Raw genomic sequence first — 19,520 nt, forward strand, 5'->3', positions numbered from 1 at the left:
CTGCCGGCGCCCCGCCGGCGCCCGGACCGAGCAACACCCGTACTGCTAGGGGGAGCACGACATGCGTGCCATCGTCATCGAAGAGTTCGGCGGTCCCGAGGTACTGAGGTCCGCTGAACTGCCGGCGCCGCGACCGGGCCCGGGCGAGGTCGCCATCGACGTCGCGTACGCCGGGGTGAACTTCGCCGACATCAAGGCACGCGCGGAAGGCTACCGGGTGGAGTCGCTGCCCTTCCGGCCCGGCCTCGACGTGTCCGGCACGGTCCGCGCGACCGGCCCGGGCGTCACCGGCCTCGCCCCCGGCCAGGAGGTCGTCGCCTTCATGACCGGCGGCGGCTACGCGGAGACCGCCGTCGCCCCCGCGGACACCGTCTTCCCGCTCCCGGCGGGCGTCGGCCTGCGGACCGCGGCCTCCCTGCCGACCGTGCTGCCCACCGCGTACGCGCTGCTGCACGAGATCGCGCGGCTGCGCGAGGGCGACACCGTCCTCATCCAGGGCGCGGCGGGCGGGGTCGGCACCATCGCCGGCCAGCTCGCCAGGACCTTCGGGGCGTCGGCGGTCTACGGGACGGTGTCCAGCCTCGACAAGGCCGAGCACGCCCTGAAGTCCGGCTACGACCAGGTCTTCCTGGCGGACACGTTCGACACCGATGTCATGGAGGCGACGGGCGGGCGCGGGGTCGACATCGCGCTGGACGCGCTGGGCGGGGAGACGTTCCGCCGCACGCTCGCGGTGCTGGCCCGCTTCGGCCGGCTGGTCTCCTTCGGCAGCGCGGGGACCGAGGAGCCGTGGCAGGTCGGCCCCGGGGAGACGTACGGGCGCGGGATCTCGGTGGCCGGCTTCTCGATGATGGCGATGGCCGCGAACGACCCGCGCGCGCTGCGCGACCTGGTGATGCGCTCGTTCGCCGTACTGACCGACGGCGGCCTCGAACTGCCGATCAGCGCGGAGTTCCCGCTGGCGGAGGCGGCCGAGGCGCACCGGCTGGTCGAGTCGCGCACGACGACCGGCAAGCTGCTGCTGCGGGTGGCGCGGTAGCGCCGTAGCGACCCCGCTCGGGCGGGCGGCCGTCCGAGCGGCCGGGGCGGGGGCCGCCACCTCCTCGGGCCTGCCTTCTCGTACGCCGTCCCGAAGCTCTCCCAGTACGTCCGCCCGTACGTCCGCCCGTGCGTCTGCCCGTACGTCCGCCCGTGCGCCCGTGCGCACGTCTCCGGTGCCTCTTCCCGTACGCCGCGCCCGTCCGCTCCGGGGCAGCCGCCCCGCGGCCCCGATCCCGGGGCGGGGCGCTACGTGCGGACCGTCACTCCGACGGGGAACCTCCGGCCGGAGGGTCTTCGCGTAGGATTGACGAGAAGTGCTGCCCCGGGAGGCGTTGTGGTCGTGGACGAGAAGCCGGCGAGGCTCGCCGTGGGGGTGGTGGGCGCCGGCCGGGTGGGGCCCGCCCTGGCCGCCGCCCTGCGTCTGGCCGGGCACCGGCCCGTCGCCGTGTCGGGGGTGTCCGACGCGTCCAGGAGGCGCGCGGAGGCCCTGCTCCCGGGCGTGCCGCTGGTGGAGCCGCACGCGGTCATGGAAGCCGCGGACCTGGTCCTGCTGACCGTGCCGGACGACGCCCTGCCCGACCTGGTCACCGGCCTCGCCGAGACCGGCGCCGTCCGCCCCGGCCAGCTCCTGGTGCACACCTCGGGCCGCTACGGCACCGGTGTCCTGCGCCCCGCCCTGCGGGCCGGCGCCCTGCCCCTCGCCCTGCACCCCGTGATGACCTTCACCGGCACCCACGTGGACGTCCAGCGGCTGGCCGGCTGCAGCTTCGGCGTGACCGCCCCCGGCGAGCTCCGGCTGGCCGCCGAGGCCCTGGTGATCGAGATGGGCGGCGAACCGGAATGGATCGAGGAAGCCGCCCGCCCGCTCTACCACGCGGCCCTGGCCATCGGCGCCAACCACCTGGTCACCCTGGTCGCCCAGGCCAGGGACCTGCTCGGGCAGGCCGGCGTGGCCGAGCCCGGCCGCATGCTCGGCCCCCTGCTCGGCGCCGCCCTGGACAACGCCCTGCGCTCCGGCGACGGCGCCCTGACCGGCCCGGTGGCCCGCGGCGACGCCGGCACCGTGGCCGCCCACCTGCGGGAACTGGGCGAGCACGCGCCCGAGACCGTGGCCGGGTACGTCGCCATGGCACGGGCCACCGCGGACCGCGCGCTGGCCAACGGAATGCTCAAAGCGGAATACGCCGAGGCGCTGCTGGGCGCCCTCGCCGACGGGGGGACCCGATGACCGAACTCGTACACCACGCGCGGGACCTGCCCCCGGCCGCCGCCGTGGTGATGACCATGGGCGCGCTGCACGAGGGGCACGCCTCCCTGATCCGCGCCGCCCGCGCCCACGCCGGGGACGGCCCGGTCACCGTCACGGTCTTCGTCAACCCGCTGCAGTTCGGCCCGAACGAGGACCTCGACCGCTACCCCCGCACCCTCGACGCCGACCTCGAACTCGCCGCGGCGGCCGGCGCCGACCGCGTCTTCGCCCCCGCCGTCGAGGAGGTCTACCCGGGCGGCGAGCCCCAGGTCCGCGTCACCGCGGGGCCCATGGGGGAGCGGTACGAGGGCGCCGCCCGCCCCGGCCACTTCGACGGCATGCTCACCGTCGTCGCCAAGCTGCTGCACCTCACCAGGCCGCGGGCCGCCTTCTTCGGCCAGAAGGACGCCCAGCAGCTCGCCCTGATCCGCCGCATGGTCACCGACCTGAACTTCCCGGTCGGGATCGTCGCCGTCCCCACGGTCCGCGAGCCCGACGGCCTGGCCCTGTCCAGCCGCAACCGCTATCTGAGCGCCGAGGAGCGCACCCGCGCCCTGGCGCTGTCGCGCGCCCTGTTCGCCGGCCGCGACCGTCTCGCGGAAGGCCCCGAGGCGGTGCGCAAGGCAGCCCGCGAGGAGCTGTCCGCCGCCGGCGGCCTGGCCGTCGACTACCTGGACCTGATCGACCCGGCGACCTTCACCGGGGCCGGCCCGGACCACACAGGACCGGCCGTCCTCGCCGTCGCCGCCAAGGTCGGCACCACCCGCCTGATCGACAACGTCCCGCTGGACTTTCCCGGCGGGTCGCCCGCCACCTCGGAGTTGGGAGCCGCCCGATGACCGCGAACGGAGCCGGGGCGAGCAGCGCCGGCGCACCCCCGGCGGGCCGGCCCACCGGCATACGCCTGTACGCGCCCGCGCCCGGCTGGGCGATCGACTCCGACGTCGTGGTGGTCGGCTCCGGCGTGGCCGGGCTGACGGTGGCGCTGCGCTGCGCCGCGGCCGGGGCGAAGGTCACCGTGGTGACCAAGGCGAAGCTGGACGACGGCTCGACCCGCTGGGCCCAGGGCGGCATCGCCGCCGCGCTCGGCGAGGGCGACACCCCCGCCCAGCACCTGGACGACACCCTGGTCGCGGGCGCCGGACTGTGCGACGAGCCGGCCGTACGCACCCTGGTCACCGAGGGGCCCGGCGCCGTACGCCGCCTGATCGACACCGGCGCGCGCTTCGACGTGGACGACCTCGGCGAGCTCATGCTGACCCGCGAGGGCGGCCACCACCGCCGCCGCATAGCCCACGCGGGCGGCGACGCGACCGGCGCCGAGGTGTCGCGCGCGCTCATAGCGGCGGTCCGGCAGGCCGGCACCGCCCGCGACGGGGACGGCGGCACAAGCGTGGCAGGCGGCACAAGCGTCGCCGGCAGCATAAGCGTCGTCGAGAACGCGCTCGTCCTGGACCTGCTCACCGACGCCCACGGCAGGACCGCGGGCGTCACCCTGCACGTGATGGGCGAGGGGCAGCGCGACGGGGTCGGCGCGGTCCGCGCCCGGGCCGTGGTGCTGGCCACCGGCGGCATGGGCCAGGTGTTCTCCGCCACCACCAACCCGTCGGTGTCCACCGGTGACGGGGTGGCGCTGGCGCTGCGGGCCGGGGCCGAGGTCAGCGACCTGGAGTTCGTCCAGTTCCACCCGACGCCCTTGTGGCTGGGCCCGGACGCCGAGGGCCAGCAGCCCCTGGTGTCGGAGGCGGTGCGCGGCGAGGGCGCGTACCTGGTGGACGCCGACGGCGTGCGCTTCATGGTCGGGCAGCACGAACTCGCCGAGCTCGCGCCCCGCGACATCGTCGCCAAGGGCATCACGCGGCGGATGCTGGAGACCGGCGCCGACCACATGTTCCTCGACGCCCGCCACTTCGGCGCGGCCATGTGGGAGGAGCGCTTCCCGACCATCCTCGCCGCCTGCCGCGCGCACGGCATCGACCCGGTCACCGAACCGATCCCGGTCGCCCCGGCCGCGCACTACGCGTCCGGCGGCGTCCGTACCGACCTGTACGGGCGGACCACCGTCCCGGGCCTGTACGCGTGCGGCGAGGTCGCCTGCACCGGCGTGCACGGCGCCAACCGCCTCGCCTCGAACTCCCTCCTGGAGGGCCTGGTCTTCGCCGAGCGGATCGCGGCCCGGGTCCTCGCCGACCCGGTCGTCCCCGGCCCGCCGGTCGTCCCCGAGCCCACCCACGCCCCGCTGCTGGCCTCCGAGGCGCGGTACGAGGTGCAGCGCATCATGACCGCGGGCGCCGGCGTGCTCAGGAGCGCGGAGAGCCTCGCGGTGGCCGCGGGCGCCCTGGAGCGGCTGCACACCGCGGCCGTGGAGGCGTACGACCGGGACGGCAAGACCGCCGAGCCCTGTGTGGAGACCTGGGAGGCCACCAACCTGGGCCTGGTCGCCCGGGTGCTGGTGGCCGCCGCTAGGCGGCGCGAGGAGACCCGCGGCTGCCACTGGCGCGAGGACCGGCCCGAGCGCGACGACGAGGCCTGGCGCCGCCACCTGGTCGTCCGGCTGACCCCGCACCGTACCCTTGAGGTCCGCACCACCCAGGGGCCGGACTTCGACGCCACCGTGCCCGTACCGCCCCCGGCCGGCGTCGTGGACCCGGCCGCTTTCGGGGATGATGGGGCGGCCGCCGCGCACCGCACAGCACCGACAGCACCCATCGGATACGCCGCTTCGAAGGAGCAGCCGTGACCACCCCGGACCGCCCCCAGCCCCCCGTCGTCCTCCCCATGCCGCAGTTCGGGCCGCCCGGCGAGGCCGCGTCCGCGGCGGCCGGCGGCTGCGGTGACGGCTGCGGCTGCGGCGCGGGAAGCGCCGGGGAGTACGAACTGGACCCGCTGGAGTGCGGCCTCGACCCCGACCTGGCGCAGTTGATCGTCGCGGACGGGCTCGACCCCGTGCAGGTCGAGGACATCGCGCACATGGCCATCGAGGAGGACCTCGACCAGGGCGTGGACATCACCACGATCGCCACTGTGCCCGAGGACGCGATGTCCGTGGGCGACTTCACCGCCCGCGAGGCCGGCGTGGTGGCCGGGCTGCGGGTGGCCGAGGCGGTGCTCTCCGTGGTGTGCACCGACGAGTTCGAGGTCGAGCGGCACGTGGCGGACGGCGACCGGGTCGAGGCCGGGCAGAAGCTGCTCACCGTGCGCACCCGCACCCGCGACCTGCTCACCGCCGAGCGCAGCGCGCTCAACCTGCTGTGCCGGCTGTCCGGCATCGCCACCGCCACCCGCCGCTGGGTGGACGCCCTGGAGGGCACGCGGGCGCAGGTGCGCGACACCCGCAAGACCACCCCGGGCCTGCGGGCGCTGGAGAAGTACGCCGTCAGGTGCGGCGGCGGCGTCAACCACCGGATGTCGCTGTCGGACGCGGCACTGGTCAAGGACAACCACGTGGTGGCCGCCGGCGGCGTCGCCCAGGCGTTCAAGCTGGTCCGCGAGGAGTTCCCCGACGTGCCCATCGAGGTCGAGGTGGACACCCTGCACCAGGTGCGGGAGGTGCTGGAGGCCGGCGCGGACCTGATCCTGCTGGACAACTTCACGCCCGCCGAGACCGAGGAGGCCGTCGCCGTCGTCGGCGGCCGGGCCTTCCTGGAGTCCTCCGGCCGGCTCACCCTGGACAACGCCCGCGCCTACGCCGAGACCGGCGTCAACTTCCTGTCGGTCGGGTCGCTCACCCATTCCTCCCCGATCCTGGACATCGGCCTCGACCTGCGAGCGGAAGCGTAGAGGCGGATGCTGCTCACCATCGACGTCGGCAACACCCACACCGTGCTGGGCCTCTTCGACGGCGAGGAGATCGTCGAGCACTGGCGGATCTCCACCGACGCCCGCAGGACCGCCGACGAACTGGCGGTCCTGCTGCAGGGTCTGATGGGCATGCACCCGCTGCTGGGCGACCTCGGCGACGGCATCGACGGCATCTCCATCTGCTCCACCGTGCCGTCGGTGCTGCACGAGCTGCGCGAGGTGACCCGCCGCTATTACGGCGACGTCCCCTCCGTGCTGGTCGAGCCCGGCATCAAGACCGGCGTGCCCATCCTCGTCGACCACCCCAAGGAGGTCGGCTCCGACCGGATCATCAACTCGCTCGCCGCCGTGCACCTGTACGGCGGCCCGTGCATCGTCGTGGACTTCGGCACGGCCACGACCTTCGACGCGGTGTCCGCCCGCGGCGAGTACGTGGGCGGGGCCATCGCCCCCGGCATCGAGATCTCGGTGGACGCCCTCGGGATGCGCGGCGCCCAGCTCCGCAAGATCGAGCTGGCCCGGCCGCGCAGCGTGATCGGCAAGAACACCATCGAGGCGATGCAGTCGGGCATCCTCTACGGTTTCGCCGGTCAGGCCGACGGCATCGCCGAACGCATGGCCCGCGAGCTCGCCGACGACCCGGACGACGTCACGGTGATCGCCACCGGCGGCCTCGCCCCCCTCGTCCTGGGCGAGGCCTCGATCATCGACGCCCACGAACCGTGGCTCACCCTGATCGGCCTGCGCCTGGTCTACGAGCGCAACGTCCAGGTGAGCTGACTCCCGCGGGGGCAGGGGGCCCGGGCGGCGAGCGCCGGAGGGGCGGGCGCGACGAGCGCGAGGCGACGCACCGCGTATACCTTCTTACGCGAAGTTTGTCCTCTTAGCACTTAAAGTCCATGCATGCCCACGCCACACGGAACCCGAGGCGCACTGGCGTTCAGCGCGGACGAGGTGCGGGTGGTGCGGCGCGTCCTGGCGGAGGCGCTGCGCCCGGGCCGGACCGCCGCCGCGGCCGGCCCCGCCTGCCGTACCGTCGTCGCGCCGCGCGCCCCCGCGCACACCCCCGCACACCTGCAGGCGCACGTGCTGGACTGCCTCCGGCTGGCGGCGGCGGTGGACGACGCGCTGGAGGAGGCGGCCCGCACGCGCGCCTTCCTGCTGGCCGAGCTGCGCCGCTACCGGCACGCGCTGCCGGGTACGGCGGCCGGCTACCTGGAACGGCTGCGGGCCGCCCTCGCGGACGGCTACGTGCCCGGTTCCGCCGACCTGGCCGCGCTGCGGGCGCTGCGGGCGCTGCCGTGCGGCACCGCCGAGCACCAGCGCCGCACCGCGCTGCTGCGCCGCTGCGAAATCCTCGCGGACCACGACGTACGACTGCGCCTGGAGGCCCATATGCCCGCGCCGCGCCGCCTGCCGACCCCGCCGCCGGTACCCGCCCTGGCCGAACCCCCGGCCGAGGAGCCGGGCAAGGAGCCGAACAAGGAGCAGGAGCGGCCGGAGGAGTCCCCGGCCCCGGAGCCCGAGGAGCCGCGCCCCCAGCCGCACCGGCCGCGGCCGCGGCCCGAGCCGGGCCGCCGCACCCCCACCCCCGCCGAGATCTGGCCCCCGCACCGCCGCCCGCACCACCCGCCGAAGTCGCGCTCGGCGTGACTCGGCGTGACTCGGCGTGAGGCGGCCGCCCTGCCCGCCGCCGTCCGGGCAGGGCGCCCCCGGGGCCGCCGGAGGCCATGGCTACGCTGGACGCCATGGACTACGTTTCCGCGATCGTGCCGCCGCTGGTGATGGCCGTGTTCTTCATCGGCCTGGTCGTGACGATCATCAAGCACCAGGGCGGTGCCAACAAGGCCAAGGAGGACGCCGCCGTGGACGCCGCCTTCGCCGCCCAGGCGGAGGCCGCCCGCCGGGCCGGCCGGCCTGCCGCCGGCGACCAGTAGACCCGGTTCGCGGCACCGGTGGTCCGCGGCACCGGTCCACCGGCACGGCCGGACAACCAGCTGCGATCCCGGCAATTCGGGCAATTACCTATAGTCGCCCGTAGTATTTCCAGTGTGCCCCGACCACTGGGAGAGCTCGAAGACGCCGTCATGACGCGGGTGTGGGAGTGGAACCGCCCGGTCACGGTTCGTGAGGTTCTGGAAGACCTGTCGCAGGACCGTACGATCGCCTACACAACCGTGATGACCGTAATGGACAACCTGCGCCAGAAGGGCTGGCTGCGCCGGACCGAGGAAGGCCGGGCTTATCGCTATGAGGCGGTTTCGACAAGGGCGGCATACGCGGCCGCACTGATGAACGAAGCGTGGTCGGCCAGTGACAACCCCGCCGCCGCCCTGGTGCACTTCTTCGGGATGATGTCGGCGGAACAGCGCGAAGCCCTCCGCGACGCAATGCGCATCATCCAGTCCGTGGACCCCTCCGGACCGCCGGAACCCGAAGGACGATAGCGTCCGGTCCATGCCCCTGCTCTCGAATGAGGTCACCATCCGCCGCGCCAGGACCGGCGATGTCCGCGCCCTGCGCCGGCTGCTGGACTCCTATGTCCGTGACGGCATCCTGCTCGACAAGGCGACGGTGACGCTTTATGAGGACATCCAGGAGTTCTGGGTGGCCGAACGCGACGAGGACGCCGCCGTGGTCGCCTGCGGCGCCCTGCACGTGATGTGGGAGGACCTCGCCGAGGTCAGGACGCTGGCGGTGGACCCGGCGCTGCGCGGCCGCGGCGTGGGCCACCTGCTGCTGGCCAAGTTGCTGCAGACCGCGCGCTGGCTGGGAGTCAGGCGTATTTTCTGCCTCACCTTCGAAGTCGACTTCTTCGGCAAGCACGGCTTCGTGGAGATCGGCGAGACCCCGGTGGACGGCGATGTCTTCGGCGAGCTCCTCCGTTCCAATGACGAGGGCGTCGCCGAGTTCCTCGGCCTGGAGCGGGTGAAACCCAACACCTTGGGCAACAGCCGCATGCTGCTGCAACTGTGAGTGATCCGGTTTGTCCGGATCGCGCTACCTCGTGCGAACCTCTTCGCGCAAGGGGTTTGAGTTTTCCGGTGAAAGGCGCTTTGCTTTTACCGTTAATCCGTTTTCGATGAAAGGGAAGCCGGTGGCACAGAAGGTTCAGGTCCTTCTTGTCGACGACCTCGACGGTGGCGAGGCGGACGAGACCGTGACGTTTGCACTCGACGGTGTGACGTACGAGATCGACCTCACCACGGAGAATGCAGACAAGCTGCGCGGGCTGCTCAGCCCGTACACGGACAGTGGCCGCCGGACCGGCGGACGGGCCGGACGCGGCCGTACCAAGGCGGTCCGCGGCAGCGGCGGCTCCGGTCCCGACACCGCCAAGATCCGTGCGTGGGCCAAGGAGAAGGGCTACGAAGTCAACGACCGCGGCCGCGTGCCGGCGACCATCCGTGAGGCGTACGAGAAGGCCCACGGCTGATCCTGGCAGCGTGTCCGCAGGGTGATCCGATGGCAGGCCGTCGCCAGGGCGGCCACCAGCGCCGGAAGTCCGACGGGCGCCCCCGTTCCGTCGGCCTGGCCCGCGCCGTCCAAGCGGAGCGCGGGCACGGTGGACTCCACGTCGATCCCGGAGCGGGGAGGCCGCAGCCACACCGGTGCCGACCGGTCGTAGGCGGCCTCCCGGCGCCCCCACTCCGGGTGGGCGGGCGCCCGCATCACCTGCCCCGCGCCCATGGCTGTCAGGTCCAGTGGGATCCCGCCCCACTCCAGCCACTCCAGGAGCCCTGGCAGCTCCTCGGCGGATCCGGCGGCGACCAGCAGCCGGATCCGGTGGCCCTCCAGCGCCACCGGACCCAGTAGCCCCGGCCGCGCGAAGCGGCTCAGCATGGCGAAGCCCGCCTCGGCCGGCGCGTCCAGCGCGTCGAACCGCACCCCGGTGACCAGCCCCGGGGGCACCGTGCCGGTCACCGGCCAGCCCAGTTCGTGCTCGTACCAGCCCATGCCGTGTGCAACTGCGGGCCCCGCGCCCGGTTACGCGGCGGGGCGGCTCGTAACTGTGTGCTGTCCGCCCGGGACCGCCCCCGGCAGCCTCCGGCCGACCCCCGGCCGACCCCCGGCCGACCCCGGGCCGATCCGGGGCGCTCGGGCCCGTCCGGGGACTTGTCCGGCGGGGCGAATCTGTTCGCCCGTAGCGCACTCCGGATCGCCCGGCGATGTGGATTACGGGCGGCTGAGGGTAAGAAGTACCTAGTGAGAAGGGCTGGTGTTCGAGCAGGGAACGGCAGGCGTTCGCCACGGGCGTAGTGGTTCGCGGGGTATTCGTCTGGCCTGCGGGAACATCGTCTCGCACCATCGAGGTTGTGGGAGTGACGTCAGCCGGTAGCGAGGCTTTCCCCGCGCGAGCGGGGGTGATACGTGAGCCGCGCCGCTGTGCGGGACTAGCATGCGGTAGGACAGGGAGGGGACCGACCCCTCACTGCCCGACCGCTCTGAGGAGCGATTAACGATGTTCGAGAGGTTCACCGACCGCGCGCGGCGGGTTGTCGTCCTGGCTCAGGAAGAAGCCCGGATGCTCAACCACAACTACATCGGCACCGAGCACATCCTCCTGGGCCTGATCCACGAGGGTGAGGGTGTCGCCGCTAAGGCCCTGGAGAGCCTCGGGATTTCTCTTGAGGCGGTCCGCCAGCAGGTGGAGGAGATCATCGGCCAGGGCCAGCAGGCCCCGTCCGGTCACATCCCCTTCACTCCTCGTGCCAAGAAGGTCCTGGAGCTGTCGCTCCGTGAAGCCCTTCAGCTCGGCCACAACTACATCGGCACCGAGCACATCCTGCTCGGCCTGATCCGCGAGGGCGAGGGCGTCGCCGCCCAGGTCCTGGTGAAGCTGGGCGCCGATCTCAACCGGGTGCGGCAGCAGGTCATCCAGCTGCTGTCCGGGTACTCCGGCGGGAAGGAGTCGGCCACGGCCGGCGGGCCGGCCGAGGGCACCCCCTCGACCTCGCTCGTCCTGGACCAGTTCGGCCGCAACCTCACCCAGGCCGCCCGGGAGAGCAAGCTCGACCCCGTCATCGGGCGCGAGAAGGAAATCGAGCGGGTCATGCAGGTGCTGTCCCGCCGTACCAAGAACAACCCCGTCCTGATCGGCGAACCCGGCGTGGGCAAGACCGCCGTCGTCGAGGGCCTGGCCCAGGCGATCGTCAAGGGCGAGGTCCCCGAGACCCTGAAGGACAAGCAGCTCTACACCCTGGACCTGGGCGCCCTGGTGGCCGGCTCCCGGTACCGCGGCGACTTCGAGGAGCGCCTGAAGAAGGTGCTCAAGGAGATCCGCACCCGCGGCGACATCATCCTGTTCATCGACGAGCTGCACACCCTGGTCGGCGCCGGCGCCGCCGAGGGCGCGATCGACGCGGCCTCGATCCTCAAGCCGATGCTGGCCCGCGGCGAGCTGCAGACCATCGGTGCCACCACCCTGGACGAGTACCGCAAGTACCTGGAGAAGGACGCGGCCCTGGAGCGCCGCTTCCAGCCCATCCAGGTCGCCGAGCCGTCCCTGCCGCACACCATCGAGATCCTCAAGGGCCTGCGCGACCGGTACGAGGCGCACCACCGCGTCTCGATCACCGACGAGGCCCTGGTGCAGGCGGCCACCCTGGCCGACCGCTACATCTCGGACCGCTTCCTGCCGGACAAGGCGATCGACCTGATCGACGAGGCCGGCTCCCGGATGCGGATCCGCCGGATGACCGCGCCGCCGGACCTGCGCGAGTTCGACGAGAAGATCGCCGAGGTGCGCCGGGAGAAGGAGTCCGCGATCGACTCGCAGGACTTCGAGAAGGCCGCGTCCCTGCGGGACAACGAGAAGCAGCTCCTGGCCGCGAAGGCCAAGCGGGAGAAGGAGTGGAAGGCCGGCGACATGGACGTCGTCGCCGAGGTCGACGGCGAGCTGATCGCCGAGGTCCTCGCCACCGCCACCGGCATCCCGGTCTTCAAGCTCACCGAGGAGGAGTCCTCCCGGCTGCTGCGCATGGAGGACGAGCTCCACAAGCGCGTCATCGGCCAGAAGGACGCCGTCCAGGCGCTGTCCAAGGCGATCCGCCGCACCCGCGCCGGTCTGAAGGACCCCAAGCGTCCCGGCGGCTCGTTCATCTTCGCCGGCCCGTCCGGCGTCGGTAAGACCGAGCTGTCCAAGGCGCTCGCCGAGTTCCTGTTCGGCGACGAGGACGCGCTGATCTCCCTGGACATGTCGGAGTTCAGCGAGAAGCACACCGTCTCGCGGCTCTTCGGCTCGCCCCCCGGATACGTGGGGTACGAGGAGGGCGGCCAGCTCACCGAGAAGGTGCGCCGCAAGCCGTTCTCCGTCGTCCTCTTCGACGAGGTCGAGAAGGCCCACCCGGACATCTTCAACAGCCTGCTGCAGATCCTGGAGGACGGTCGTCTGACCGACTCCCAGGGCCGGGTCGTGGACTTCAAGAACACGGTGATCATCATGACCACCAACCTCGGCACCCGGGACATCTCCAAGGGCTTCAACCTGGGCTTCGCCGCCCAGGGCGACACGAAGTCGAACTACGACCGGATGAAGGCCAAGGTCAGCGACGAGCTGAAGCAGCACTTCCGGCCCGAGTTCCTGAACCGCGTGGACGACGTGATCGTCTTCCCGCAGCTCACGCAGGAGGACATCCTGCAGATCGTCGACCTGATGATCAGCCGGGTGGACGAGCGCCTCAGGGACCGCGACATGGGCATCGAGCTGTCCACCGAGGCCAAGGTGCTGCTGTCCAAGCACGGGTACGACCCGGTGCTGGGCGCCCGGCCGCTGCGCCGGACGATCCAGCGCGAGATCGAGGACTCGCTGTCGGAGAAGATCCTCTTCGGCGAGCTGCGCCCCGGTCACATCGTGGTCGTCGACACCGAGGGCGAGGGCGAGTCCGCGAAGTTCACCTTCCGCGGCGAGGAGAAGGTCACCGTGGCCGACGCCCCGCCCGTGGAGGCGGCCAGCGGCCCGCCGAACCTCTCCAAGGAGGCATGAGAGCCGCTGCCAGTCCCGTGGACTGACGGCTCCCATCGGCCGGCCCCGGCTCCGAGCTCACCGCTCGGAGCCGGGGCCGGCCGCTATTTTTGCCGTGCGGCCACGAGAAGCACTCGTGCGCAGTGAGTGAGGGGGCCGGCCGGTGACAGTTCTGGACGAGCTGTGGCGGGAGATCGACACCACGGTGAAGACCGAGGGTTTCACGATCGAGATCCTGGACGGGAAGGTCGTCATGACGCCCCGGATTCCGGAGCAGGACTGGACGACGGTCCGCATCAGGCAGGCTGCGGAGGGCTCCGGTATCTCCTTCGAGCGCCTGGTCAGCGATGTGGCGATCGACTTCCCCGACGAGACGTCGTCCGCTCCGGACGTCTCCATTCTCGACAAGGGCGCCCACCGCCGTCAGAACCGCTTCACCTGTGTGGACCTGCTGGCTGCCTTCGAGGTCGTCTCCAGGCCGGGCGACCCCAACGACTACGTCCTCAAGGTCGAGAAGTACGGCCGCTACGGCGTCGGCGTCTATGTCATCGCCGACCCCTTCACCCGCCTGTGCACCGTCTTCGAGCAGCCCACCGGCTCGGGCTACGCCGAGCGCACCGAGGTCCCGTACGGCCACTCCGTGGAGGTTCGGCTGCGCACGGGGGAGACGTTCACCGTCGACACCGGGACGTTCCCGGGGAAGGTGTGACCGGCGACACGGAACAGGCGGGAACGGCGGGGGCGGAAAAACACGGGAACGGGGGGCGGGGGTGAAGTGTCCCACGTGACGTGAACCACGTACGAAGGGAAATAGTGGGGGCCGGGCCGGGGACGGGGCAGGCCCGGGGGTGGCGGGGGATCGTGTCCGGCTTGTGTGGATACGGGTAGGAGCGGGTTCCCGGCGATTCGCAATAAAACGGGCAATTCCCTCCGAGGTGCCGAGTGGACGTCCGCTACGAACACTCCTAGTAATTGCGCCTCTTGTCGGCCTCACGAATGGCGGGTTACCAAGGATTCGCGGCGCACCGCAGCCGGAATCGCCGCTCCCCCATCCAGTGAGGTCATTTCTCCATGCGCAAGAACTCGACGATGAAGAACCGCACCCCGAAGTCCCTGCTCCGCGGCCGCGCGGCCGTGGTGACCGGAGGCGTGGTGGCGGCGCTCGCGCTGGGCTCCACCGCGGCGTTCGCGGCGGGCGGCACGCAGCACGAGGGGTTCCTCGCCGCCGGGAGCACGAGCACCGTGGCGCAGGCCGTGCACCAGCAGGCCGCCGGCCAGAAGGCCGCCGCCGCCAAGGCCGAGGCCGCCGCGCACAAGGCCGCGGACATGGCGAAGGCCAAGGCCGCCGCCCAGAAGAAGGCCGCGGCCAAGGCCGCGGCCGCCAACGAGAAGCGCGCCGCCTCCTGGGTGACGCCGACCACCGGCTACGTGCTGGGCGCCCACTTCAACCAGGCCGGCTCGCACTGGATGCACAAGCACTCCGGCCAGGACTTCGTCGTGCCGTCCGGCACCACGGTGCGGGCCGCCCACGCCGGGACCGTGGTGGAGGCCGACTGGGGCGGCGCCTACGGCAACAACATCGTGATCAAGCACGGCGGCCACCTGTACACGCAGTACGGCCACCTGTCGAAGTTCCTGGTGCACGTCGGCGAGCACGTGAACACCGGCGAGACCATCGCCAAGTCCGGCTCCACCGGCAACTCGACCGGCCCCCACCTGCACTTCGAGGTGCGCACCACGCCGTACTACGGCTCGGGCGTCGAGCCGGTCCACTTCCTGAAGGAGCACGGCGTGAACCCGTAAGGGCGTCACCCGGTCAGCGCCGCCTCCGCCTGGGCGGCGAGATCGAGGGCGACCTCAAGGATGGCCGCGCGCTTCTCCTCGGGGTCGCCCTCGACGTTCTGCATCACGAACATCCCGGCGTGCATCGACAGCAGCGCGCTGACGGACCGCACCTGGGCGGTCAGGGGGGCGTCCGGCTCCTTGAGCAGGTCGCTGAGCGACACGAACCGGGTGCGGAAGGACTCGCCGATGCTCAGCTCGCGCACCGCCGCCTGGTTCTCCTGGATGAAGCGGAAGAAGGCCGCCGAGGCCCACAGCGCGTCGGCGTAGCGGCGCAGCAGCTCCTGCTTGGTCGCCAGCGAGCGCGGCTGGGACTCGCCCCACTCGATCAGCTCGTCCAGCGGCCTGGCCAGGTCCTCGGAGAGGCTGATGAGGATGTCTTCCTTGGTCTTGAAGTGGTAGTAGAGCGCGGCCTTCGTGACGTCCAGGTGCTCGGCGATCTCGCGCAGCGACGTCTTCTCGTAGCCCCGCTCGGCGAACAGCTCCAGCGCGACGTCCTGGATCCGGCGCCGGGTGTCGCCACGGCGTGCATGCGGTGGCTGCTGCTGCGGCTGCGGTGTGGCCATGACTGTGTCGCTCTCCTGCTGCTGCGCCGTGCGCCACGCGGTGTCACCGAGTGACGGTCCCAATGCCCAACGGTACGGCCTGGCCGGGCCTCAGGGCACTTACTTGACGCCCGGCTAGTTGGCACCTACCTTTGACGATGACAGATGTGCTAACCGGGCGGCAAGTAAGAGTCGCGGACGGTCCCCGGGAAACCCGCGGGTCCCGCGGACCTTCCGGGTCCGAGGACCAGAGAGGCGCCGCCCTCGACGGGGGAGGAATCCGGTCATGACCCCGACCGAACCGGCGGTCACCGCCGCCAAACCAGGGCCCCGCCCCCGCAGCGTGCGCGTGGTGATGGTCGGCCTGCTGATCGCGATGCTGCTGGCGATGCTCGACAACATGATCGTCGGCACCGCGATGCCGACCATCGTCGGCGACCTGGGCGGCCTCAACCACCTGTCCTGGGTGGTCACCGCCTACACGCTCGCCACGGCCACCTCGACCCCCATCTGGGGCAAGCTCGGCGACATGTACGGCAGGAAGGGCATCTTCCTGACCTCGATCGTGCTGTTCCTGTGCGGTTCCGCGCTGTCCGGCATGTCGCGGTCGATGGACCAGCTCATCACCTTCCGCGCGATCCAGGGCCTGGGCGCGGGCGGCCTCATCGTCGGTGTGATGGCGATCATCGGCGAGCTGGTCCCGCCCCGCGAGCGCGGCAAGTACCAGGGCATGATCGCGGGCGTCATGGCCATCGCGATGATCGGCGGCCCGCTGGTCGGCGGCTCGATCACCGACCACTGGGGCTGGCGCTGGAGCTTCTACATCAACCTCCCGATAGGCGCCGTCGCCCTGACGATGATCACCATCGTGCTGCACGTGCCGAGGAAGCGCGCCGAGGGCCGCGTCGACTACCTGGGCGCGTCGCTGCTCACCGTCGCCATCACCTCGCTCGTACTGCTCACCACCTGGGGCGGCACGCAGTACGCCTGGGGCTCGGCGACCATCATCGGGCTGCTGGTCGTCGGCCTCGCCGCCCTGGCCGCCTTCATCCACGCCGAGACCCGCGCCGCCGAGCCGGTGCTCCCACTGCGGATCTTCCGCAGCGGCAACTTCACCCTCATCTCGCTGATCGGCTTCCTCGTCGGCTTCACCATGTTCGGCGCGATGACCTTCCTGCCGCTCTACCAGCAGACCGTCCAGGGCGCCTCGGCCACCAACTCCGGTCTGCTCCTGCTCCCGATGCTGCTGGCCATGATGGCCGTGTCCATGGTCGCGGGCCGGGTCACCACCTCCACCGGCAAGTACAAGATCTTCCCGATCATCGGCGGCGCCCTCATCACGGTCGGCCTGTTCCTGCTGTCCACGATGGGCGTCCACACCAGCCGCCTGACCTCGGGCCTGTTCATGGCCGTCCTCGGCGCCGGCATGGGCTTCATCATGCAGATCACCATGCTGGTGGCCCAGAACAGCGTCCAGCTCGCGGACATAGGCGTCGGCTCGTCCTCCGCCACCTTGTTCCGTACGATCGGCGGTTCCTTCGGCGTCTCCCTCTTCGGCGCCCTGTTCTCGCACCGCGTCCAGCACGGCATGGCCGGCGGCGCGGGTTCGCGGGGCGCCGCGGTCACCAAGGCCGGCGCGCAGCTCGACCCGGCGACCATCGCCAAGTTCTCGCCGGACATCAAGAACGCGTACTTCCACGCGGTCGCCTCGGGCACGCACATCGTCTTCCTGTGCGGCGCGGCCGTGAGCGTCATCGGCTTCATCGCGGCCTTCTTCCTCGTCGAGACGCCGCTGCGCGGCTCGGCGGCCAAGAAGCCCGCCGAGGGCTCCGAGGAGCAGCCGCAGCTCGTCGCGGACGCCGTCTGAGGGCGGTGTCACGGGGGTACCCCGCCACGGTGGTCCCGGCCGATTCCGTACGGCCGCGGGCCGCCGTGGTGGTACGTTGCCGGTGCGGCGGCCGGATGTCAGGGCCGCCCGGCGTACGTGACACCGCGAACAGCAAAGGCACCGTCTGAGATGGCCGACGCACGGGAGAAGGAAGCGCTGTACGCCCTCGACTTGAGCGGCGTGGAGTGGACGGCCGCGCCGGACAGCGACCCGGCGAACCGCGTGGAGATCGCGTACCTCCCCGAGGGTGCCGTGGCCATGCGCAACTCGGCCGACCCGGACGGGCCGGTCCTGCGCTACACCGCCGCCGAGTGGCGCGCCTTCGTCCTGGGCGCCCGGGACGGCGAGTTCGACATCTGAGGCCCGGGCGCCCGGGCGTCTCGGCGCCTGTACGCCCCGACGCCTGTGCGGCCGGACACCCTGGCCGCGACGACCCGGCGCCCTTGCTTCGCTTCGACGCCTATGGCCCGCGACGCCTCGACGCCATGCGTCCGGCGGCGGGAAGGCCCTGCCGCGCGCGGGCGTTGCCCCTGCCATGAGGATCGGCGAAGCCGCCAGGACCAGCGGCGCGAGTGCCAGGTCGCTGCGGTACTACGAGGACGAGGGCCTGATCGTCCCCGGCCGGCTGGGCAACGGGTACCGGGACTACTGCCCCTCCACCCTCGACCGCGTCCGCGTCATCCGCGACCTGCTGGGGTCCGGACTGCCCGTGCGGCTGATCAGGGAGATCCTGTCCGAGCCCGCCTCGGGACCCGGCGCGGGCACCGGCTCCGGCGCGGACGAGGCGTGCGCGCGGTTCCTGCGGGAGGTACGCGGGTACCGCGACCGGCTCGCCGAGCGGATCGCCGGTCTCAGCGAGCGGCAGGCCGCCCTCGACGCCTACCTGCGCAGGGCAGGCGCGCCGGACCGCTGACCCCGGCTTGACCTTGACACCGGCGTCAGGACCCTACGTTCCCGCGTATGGAGACCGATGGGCGGCGGCACGCCGCGGACCGGGCAGAGCCCTCAGGACACGCAGACCGGGCAGAGCGGGCGGAGCAGGCAGAGCAGGCGGAGCCCCCGCGCAGGCGGCCGGCCGGGGGGACCATGCGGGCGCTGGTGCAGCGGTCGCACCACGGCCCCGGGGACCTGGTCCTCACGGCCGACCTGCCCCGCCCCGAGCCGGGGCCGGGCGCGTACCTGGTGCGCGTGGGCGCCGCGGGCGTCAACTTCGCGGACGTCATGCAGAGCCGCGGCACTTACGGCGGCGGTCCCCGGGCGCCCTACGTGGCGGGCTTCGAAGCCGCCGGCGAGATCGCCGGCGCCGGCCCCGGCATCGTCGACCCGCTCCCGCCCGGCACCCATGTCGTCGGCACCGGACCGGGCGCCTTCGCGCAGTACATGACGATGCCGGCCGCGGGCGTGCTCCCCGTACCGTCCGGCTGGAGCGACGCCGAAGCCCTCGGCCTGGTGCTCAACTGGGCGACCGCGCTGGCGGCGCTGAAACCGCTGGGCGGGGTGGAGGCGGGTGACGTGGTGCTCGTGCACGCCGCGGCGGGAGGCGTGGGGCAGGCCGCCGTACGCCTGGCCCGCCACTACGGGGCGCGGGTGATCGCCACGGCGTCCGCGGCCAAGCACGACACGGTCAGGGCGCTGGGCGCCGACGCGGTCCTGGACGCCGCCCGTCCCGACCTGGCCGCGGAGATCACCCGCCTGACCGGCGGTGCCGACCTGGTCCTGGAGTCGGTGGGACGCACCACCTTCGCGGCGAGCCTGGCGGTCACCAAGCGCTTCACCGGTCGCGTCGTCGTGTTCGGCGCCGCTTCCGGCGACGCCACCTTGAGCACGAACGACCTGGTCTTCACCCATCAGGTGCAGGTCAAGGGACTGCACATCGGGGTGCTGGCGGCCGCGGCCCCGTCCCTGTACCGGTCGGTGCTCGCCGAGCTCGCGTCCCTCGTCGCGCGGGGGGTCTGCCCGCCCGGCACCCCCGAGGTCCACCCCCTGGCCGACGGGCCCGCGGTGCTGCGGCGGATGGGGGCCGGCGCGACCCGCGGCAAGCACGCCCTCGACCCCTGGCCGCGCTGACACCGACAGGCTCTTGCCAGGAGTCATCCCTCCGGGCGCCCCGTTCGTATCAAGAGTGTTGATCCCTTGAGAGGAAGGGCCATGAACCTCAAACCAGTTCTTCCGGCCAAGCACCATCACCAC

20 protein-coding genes are annotated in these 19,520 nt (G+C 72.2%); 18 read left to right on the forward strand and 2 right to left on the reverse strand.

Features of this window, described 5'->3' with window-relative positions; genetic code table 11:
- Positions 1 to 61 precede the first annotated feature (61 nt).
- The 11 genes from K7G61_RS19215 (at position 62) to K7G61_RS19265 (ending at position 9,527) form a co-directional block, all read left to right on the forward strand.
- Entirely contained in the window at positions 62 to 1,039 is a 978-nt protein-coding gene (locus K7G61_RS19215) for a zinc-binding dehydrogenase (RefSeq protein WP_225848110.1), read from the forward strand.
- 342 nt (positions 1,040 to 1,381) lie between these two features.
- On the forward strand, positions 1,382 to 2,269 hold the full coding sequence (locus K7G61_RS19220; protein ID WP_225848111.1) for a Rossmann-like and DUF2520 domain-containing protein: 888 nt from the start codon (positions 1,382 to 1,384) through the stop codon (positions 2,267 to 2,269).
- Complete coding sequence (gene panC / locus K7G61_RS19225) at positions 2,266 to 3,129, forward strand: pantoate--beta-alanine ligase (RefSeq protein WP_225848112.1); 864 nt, start codon at positions 2,266 to 2,268, stop codon at positions 3,127 to 3,129. The genes K7G61_RS19220 and panC overlap by 4 nt, the downstream gene beginning before the upstream one ends.
- Entirely contained in the window at positions 3,126 to 5,030 is a 1,905-nt protein-coding gene (locus K7G61_RS19230; protein WP_225848113.1) for an L-aspartate oxidase, read from the forward strand. Before panC ends, K7G61_RS19230 begins: the two co-directional genes overlap by 4 nt.
- 38 nt (positions 5,031 to 5,068) lie before the next feature.
- On the forward strand, positions 5,069 to 6,070 hold the full coding sequence (gene nadC, locus K7G61_RS19235; protein WP_225848163.1) for a carboxylating nicotinate-nucleotide diphosphorylase: 1,002 nt from the start codon (positions 5,069 to 5,071) through the stop codon (positions 6,068 to 6,070).
- A gap of 6 nt (positions 6,071 to 6,076) precedes the next feature.
- Positions 6,077 to 6,871, forward strand: coding sequence for a type III pantothenate kinase (locus K7G61_RS19240; RefSeq protein ID WP_225848114.1), 795 nt, complete (start codon positions 6,077 to 6,079; stop codon positions 6,869 to 6,871).
- 123 nt (positions 6,872 to 6,994) lie between these two features.
- Positions 6,995 to 7,744 carry a hypothetical protein gene (locus K7G61_RS19245; protein WP_225848115.1) on the forward strand — a complete coding sequence of 250 codons (750 nt, stop codon included), beginning with the start codon at positions 6,995 to 6,997 and terminating at the stop codon, positions 7,742 to 7,744.
- A 95-nt stretch (positions 7,745 to 7,839) separates the two neighbouring features.
- Complete coding sequence (locus K7G61_RS19250) at positions 7,840 to 8,028, forward strand: hypothetical protein (RefSeq protein ID WP_225848116.1); 189 nt, start codon at positions 7,840 to 7,842, stop codon at positions 8,026 to 8,028.
- Between the two features lie 114 nt (positions 8,029 to 8,142).
- Positions 8,143 to 8,538, forward strand: a complete 396-nt coding sequence (locus K7G61_RS19255; protein ID WP_225848117.1) for a BlaI/MecI/CopY family transcriptional regulator — start codon at positions 8,143 to 8,145, stop codon at positions 8,536 to 8,538.
- A gap of 10 nt (positions 8,539 to 8,548) precedes the next feature.
- A complete protein-coding gene (locus tag K7G61_RS19260; RefSeq protein WP_225848118.1) occupies positions 8,549 to 9,067 on the forward strand; it encodes an amino-acid N-acetyltransferase in 519 nt (172 codons plus the stop codon).
- A gap of 121 nt (positions 9,068 to 9,188) precedes the next feature.
- Positions 9,189 to 9,527 carry an Lsr2 family protein gene (locus K7G61_RS19265; protein WP_225848119.1) on the forward strand — a complete coding sequence of 113 codons (339 nt, stop codon included), beginning with the start codon at positions 9,189 to 9,191 and terminating at the stop codon, positions 9,525 to 9,527.
- Here K7G61_RS19265 and K7G61_RS19270 read toward each other — a convergent pair.
- Positions 9,458 to 10,048 carry an SCO3374 family protein gene (locus tag K7G61_RS19270; protein ID WP_225848120.1) on the reverse strand — a complete coding sequence of 197 codons (591 nt, stop codon included), beginning with the start codon at positions 10,046 to 10,048 and terminating at the stop codon, positions 9,458 to 9,460. The two genes, K7G61_RS19265 and K7G61_RS19270, sit on opposite strands and share 70 nt — an antisense overlap.
- A 505-nt stretch (positions 10,049 to 10,553) precedes the next feature.
- Here K7G61_RS19270 and K7G61_RS19275 point away from each other — a divergent pair.
- From K7G61_RS19275 to K7G61_RS19285, 3 genes are all read left to right on the forward strand, one after another.
- On the forward strand, positions 10,554 to 13,076 hold the full coding sequence (locus K7G61_RS19275) for an ATP-dependent Clp protease ATP-binding subunit (protein WP_225848121.1): 2,523 nt from the start codon (positions 10,554 to 10,556) through the stop codon (positions 13,074 to 13,076).
- A 142-nt stretch (positions 13,077 to 13,218) separates the two neighbouring features.
- Positions 13,219 to 13,764, forward strand: coding sequence for a Uma2 family endonuclease (locus K7G61_RS19280; protein ID WP_225848122.1), 546 nt, complete (start codon positions 13,219 to 13,221; stop codon positions 13,762 to 13,764).
- Positions 13,765 to 14,126: 362 nt separating this feature from the next.
- Positions 14,127 to 14,858: a M23 family metallopeptidase gene (locus K7G61_RS19285; RefSeq protein WP_225848123.1), complete on the forward strand. Its 732-nt coding sequence runs from the start codon at positions 14,127 to 14,129 to the stop codon at positions 14,856 to 14,858.
- A 5-nt stretch (positions 14,859 to 14,863) separates the two neighbouring features.
- Here K7G61_RS19285 and K7G61_RS19290 read toward each other — a convergent pair whose 3' ends face one another.
- Entirely contained in the window at positions 14,864 to 15,463 is a 600-nt protein-coding gene (locus tag K7G61_RS19290; RefSeq protein WP_225848164.1) for a TetR/AcrR family transcriptional regulator, read from the reverse strand.
- Between the two features lie 265 nt (positions 15,464 to 15,728).
- On the opposite strand from K7G61_RS19290, the gene K7G61_RS19295 reads away from it, so the two are divergent.
- The 4 genes from K7G61_RS19295 to K7G61_RS19310 all read left to right on the forward strand — a co-directional run bounded on the left by K7G61_RS19295 (position 15,729) and on the right by K7G61_RS19310 (position 19,397).
- Complete coding sequence (locus K7G61_RS19295; protein ID WP_225848124.1) at positions 15,729 to 17,309, forward strand: MDR family MFS transporter; 1,581 nt, start codon at positions 15,729 to 15,731, stop codon at positions 17,307 to 17,309.
- Between the two features lie 150 nt (positions 17,310 to 17,459).
- On the forward strand, positions 17,460 to 17,690 hold the full coding sequence (locus K7G61_RS19300) for a DUF397 domain-containing protein (protein ID WP_225848125.1): 231 nt from the start codon (positions 17,460 to 17,462) through the stop codon (positions 17,688 to 17,690).
- 175 nt (positions 17,691 to 17,865) lie between these two features.
- Complete coding sequence (locus K7G61_RS19305; RefSeq protein WP_225848126.1) at positions 17,866 to 18,243, forward strand: MerR family transcriptional regulator; 378 nt, start codon at positions 17,866 to 17,868, stop codon at positions 18,241 to 18,243.
- 47 nt (positions 18,244 to 18,290) lie between these two features.
- Positions 18,291 to 19,397: a zinc-binding dehydrogenase gene (locus K7G61_RS19310; protein ID WP_225848127.1), complete on the forward strand. Its 1,107-nt coding sequence runs from the start codon at positions 18,291 to 18,293 to the stop codon at positions 19,395 to 19,397.
- Positions 19,398 to 19,520: the final 123 nt, after the last annotated feature.

It is taken from the genome of Streptomyces sp. HPF1205 (genome assembly GCF_020400825.1).
Classification (GTDB): Bacteria; Actinomycetota; Actinomycetes; order Streptomycetales; family Streptomycetaceae; genus Actinacidiphila.

What these genes read in the sequence shown, in the direction of transcription:
- K7G61_RS19310 (WP_225848127.1), top strand. Translation starts at nt 18,291, where the DNA reads ATGGAGACCGATGGGCGGCGGCACGCCGCGGACCGGGCAGAGCCCTCA.
- K7G61_RS19230 (WP_225848113.1), top strand. Translation starts at nt 3,126, where the DNA reads ATGACCGCGAACGGAGCCGGGGCGAGCAGCGCCGGCGCACCCCCGGCG.
- K7G61_RS19295 (WP_225848124.1), top strand. Translation starts at nt 15,729, where the DNA reads ATGACCCCGACCGAACCGGCGGTCACCGCCGCCAAACCAGGGCCCCGC.
- K7G61_RS19250 (WP_225848116.1), top strand. Translation starts at nt 7,840, where the DNA reads ATGGACTACGTTTCCGCGATCGTGCCGCCGCTGGTGATGGCCGTGTTC.
- K7G61_RS19285 (WP_225848123.1), top strand. Translation starts at nt 14,127, where the DNA reads ATGCGCAAGAACTCGACGATGAAGAACCGCACCCCGAAGTCCCTGCTC.
- panC (WP_225848112.1), top strand. Translation starts at nt 2,266, where the DNA reads ATGACCGAACTCGTACACCACGCGCGGGACCTGCCCCCGGCCGCCGCC.
- K7G61_RS19215 (WP_225848110.1), top strand. Translation starts at nt 62, where the DNA reads ATGCGTGCCATCGTCATCGAAGAGTTCGGCGGTCCCGAGGTACTGAGG.
- nadC (WP_225848163.1), top strand. Translation starts at nt 5,069, where the DNA reads ATGCCGCAGTTCGGGCCGCCCGGCGAGGCCGCGTCCGCGGCGGCCGGC.
- K7G61_RS19270 (WP_225848120.1), bottom strand. Translation starts at nt 10,048, where the DNA reads ATGGGCTGGTACGAGCACGAACTGGGCTGGCCGGTGACCGGCACGGTG.
- K7G61_RS19300 (WP_225848125.1), top strand. Translation starts at nt 17,460, where the DNA reads ATGGCCGACGCACGGGAGAAGGAAGCGCTGTACGCCCTCGACTTGAGC.
- K7G61_RS19260 (WP_225848118.1), top strand. Translation starts at nt 8,549, where the DNA reads ATGCCCCTGCTCTCGAATGAGGTCACCATCCGCCGCGCCAGGACCGGC.
- K7G61_RS19275 (WP_225848121.1), top strand. Translation starts at nt 10,554, where the DNA reads ATGTTCGAGAGGTTCACCGACCGCGCGCGGCGGGTTGTCGTCCTGGCT.
- K7G61_RS19240 (WP_225848114.1), top strand. Translation starts at nt 6,077, where the DNA reads ATGCTGCTCACCATCGACGTCGGCAACACCCACACCGTGCTGGGCCTC.
- K7G61_RS19290 (WP_225848164.1), bottom strand. Translation starts at nt 15,463, where the DNA reads ATGGCCACACCGCAGCCGCAGCAGCAGCCACCGCATGCACGCCGTGGC.
- K7G61_RS19245 (WP_225848115.1), top strand. Translation starts at nt 6,995, where the DNA reads ATGCCCACGCCACACGGAACCCGAGGCGCACTGGCGTTCAGCGCGGAC.
- K7G61_RS19305 (WP_225848126.1), top strand. Translation starts at nt 17,866, where the DNA reads ATGAGGATCGGCGAAGCCGCCAGGACCAGCGGCGCGAGTGCCAGGTCG.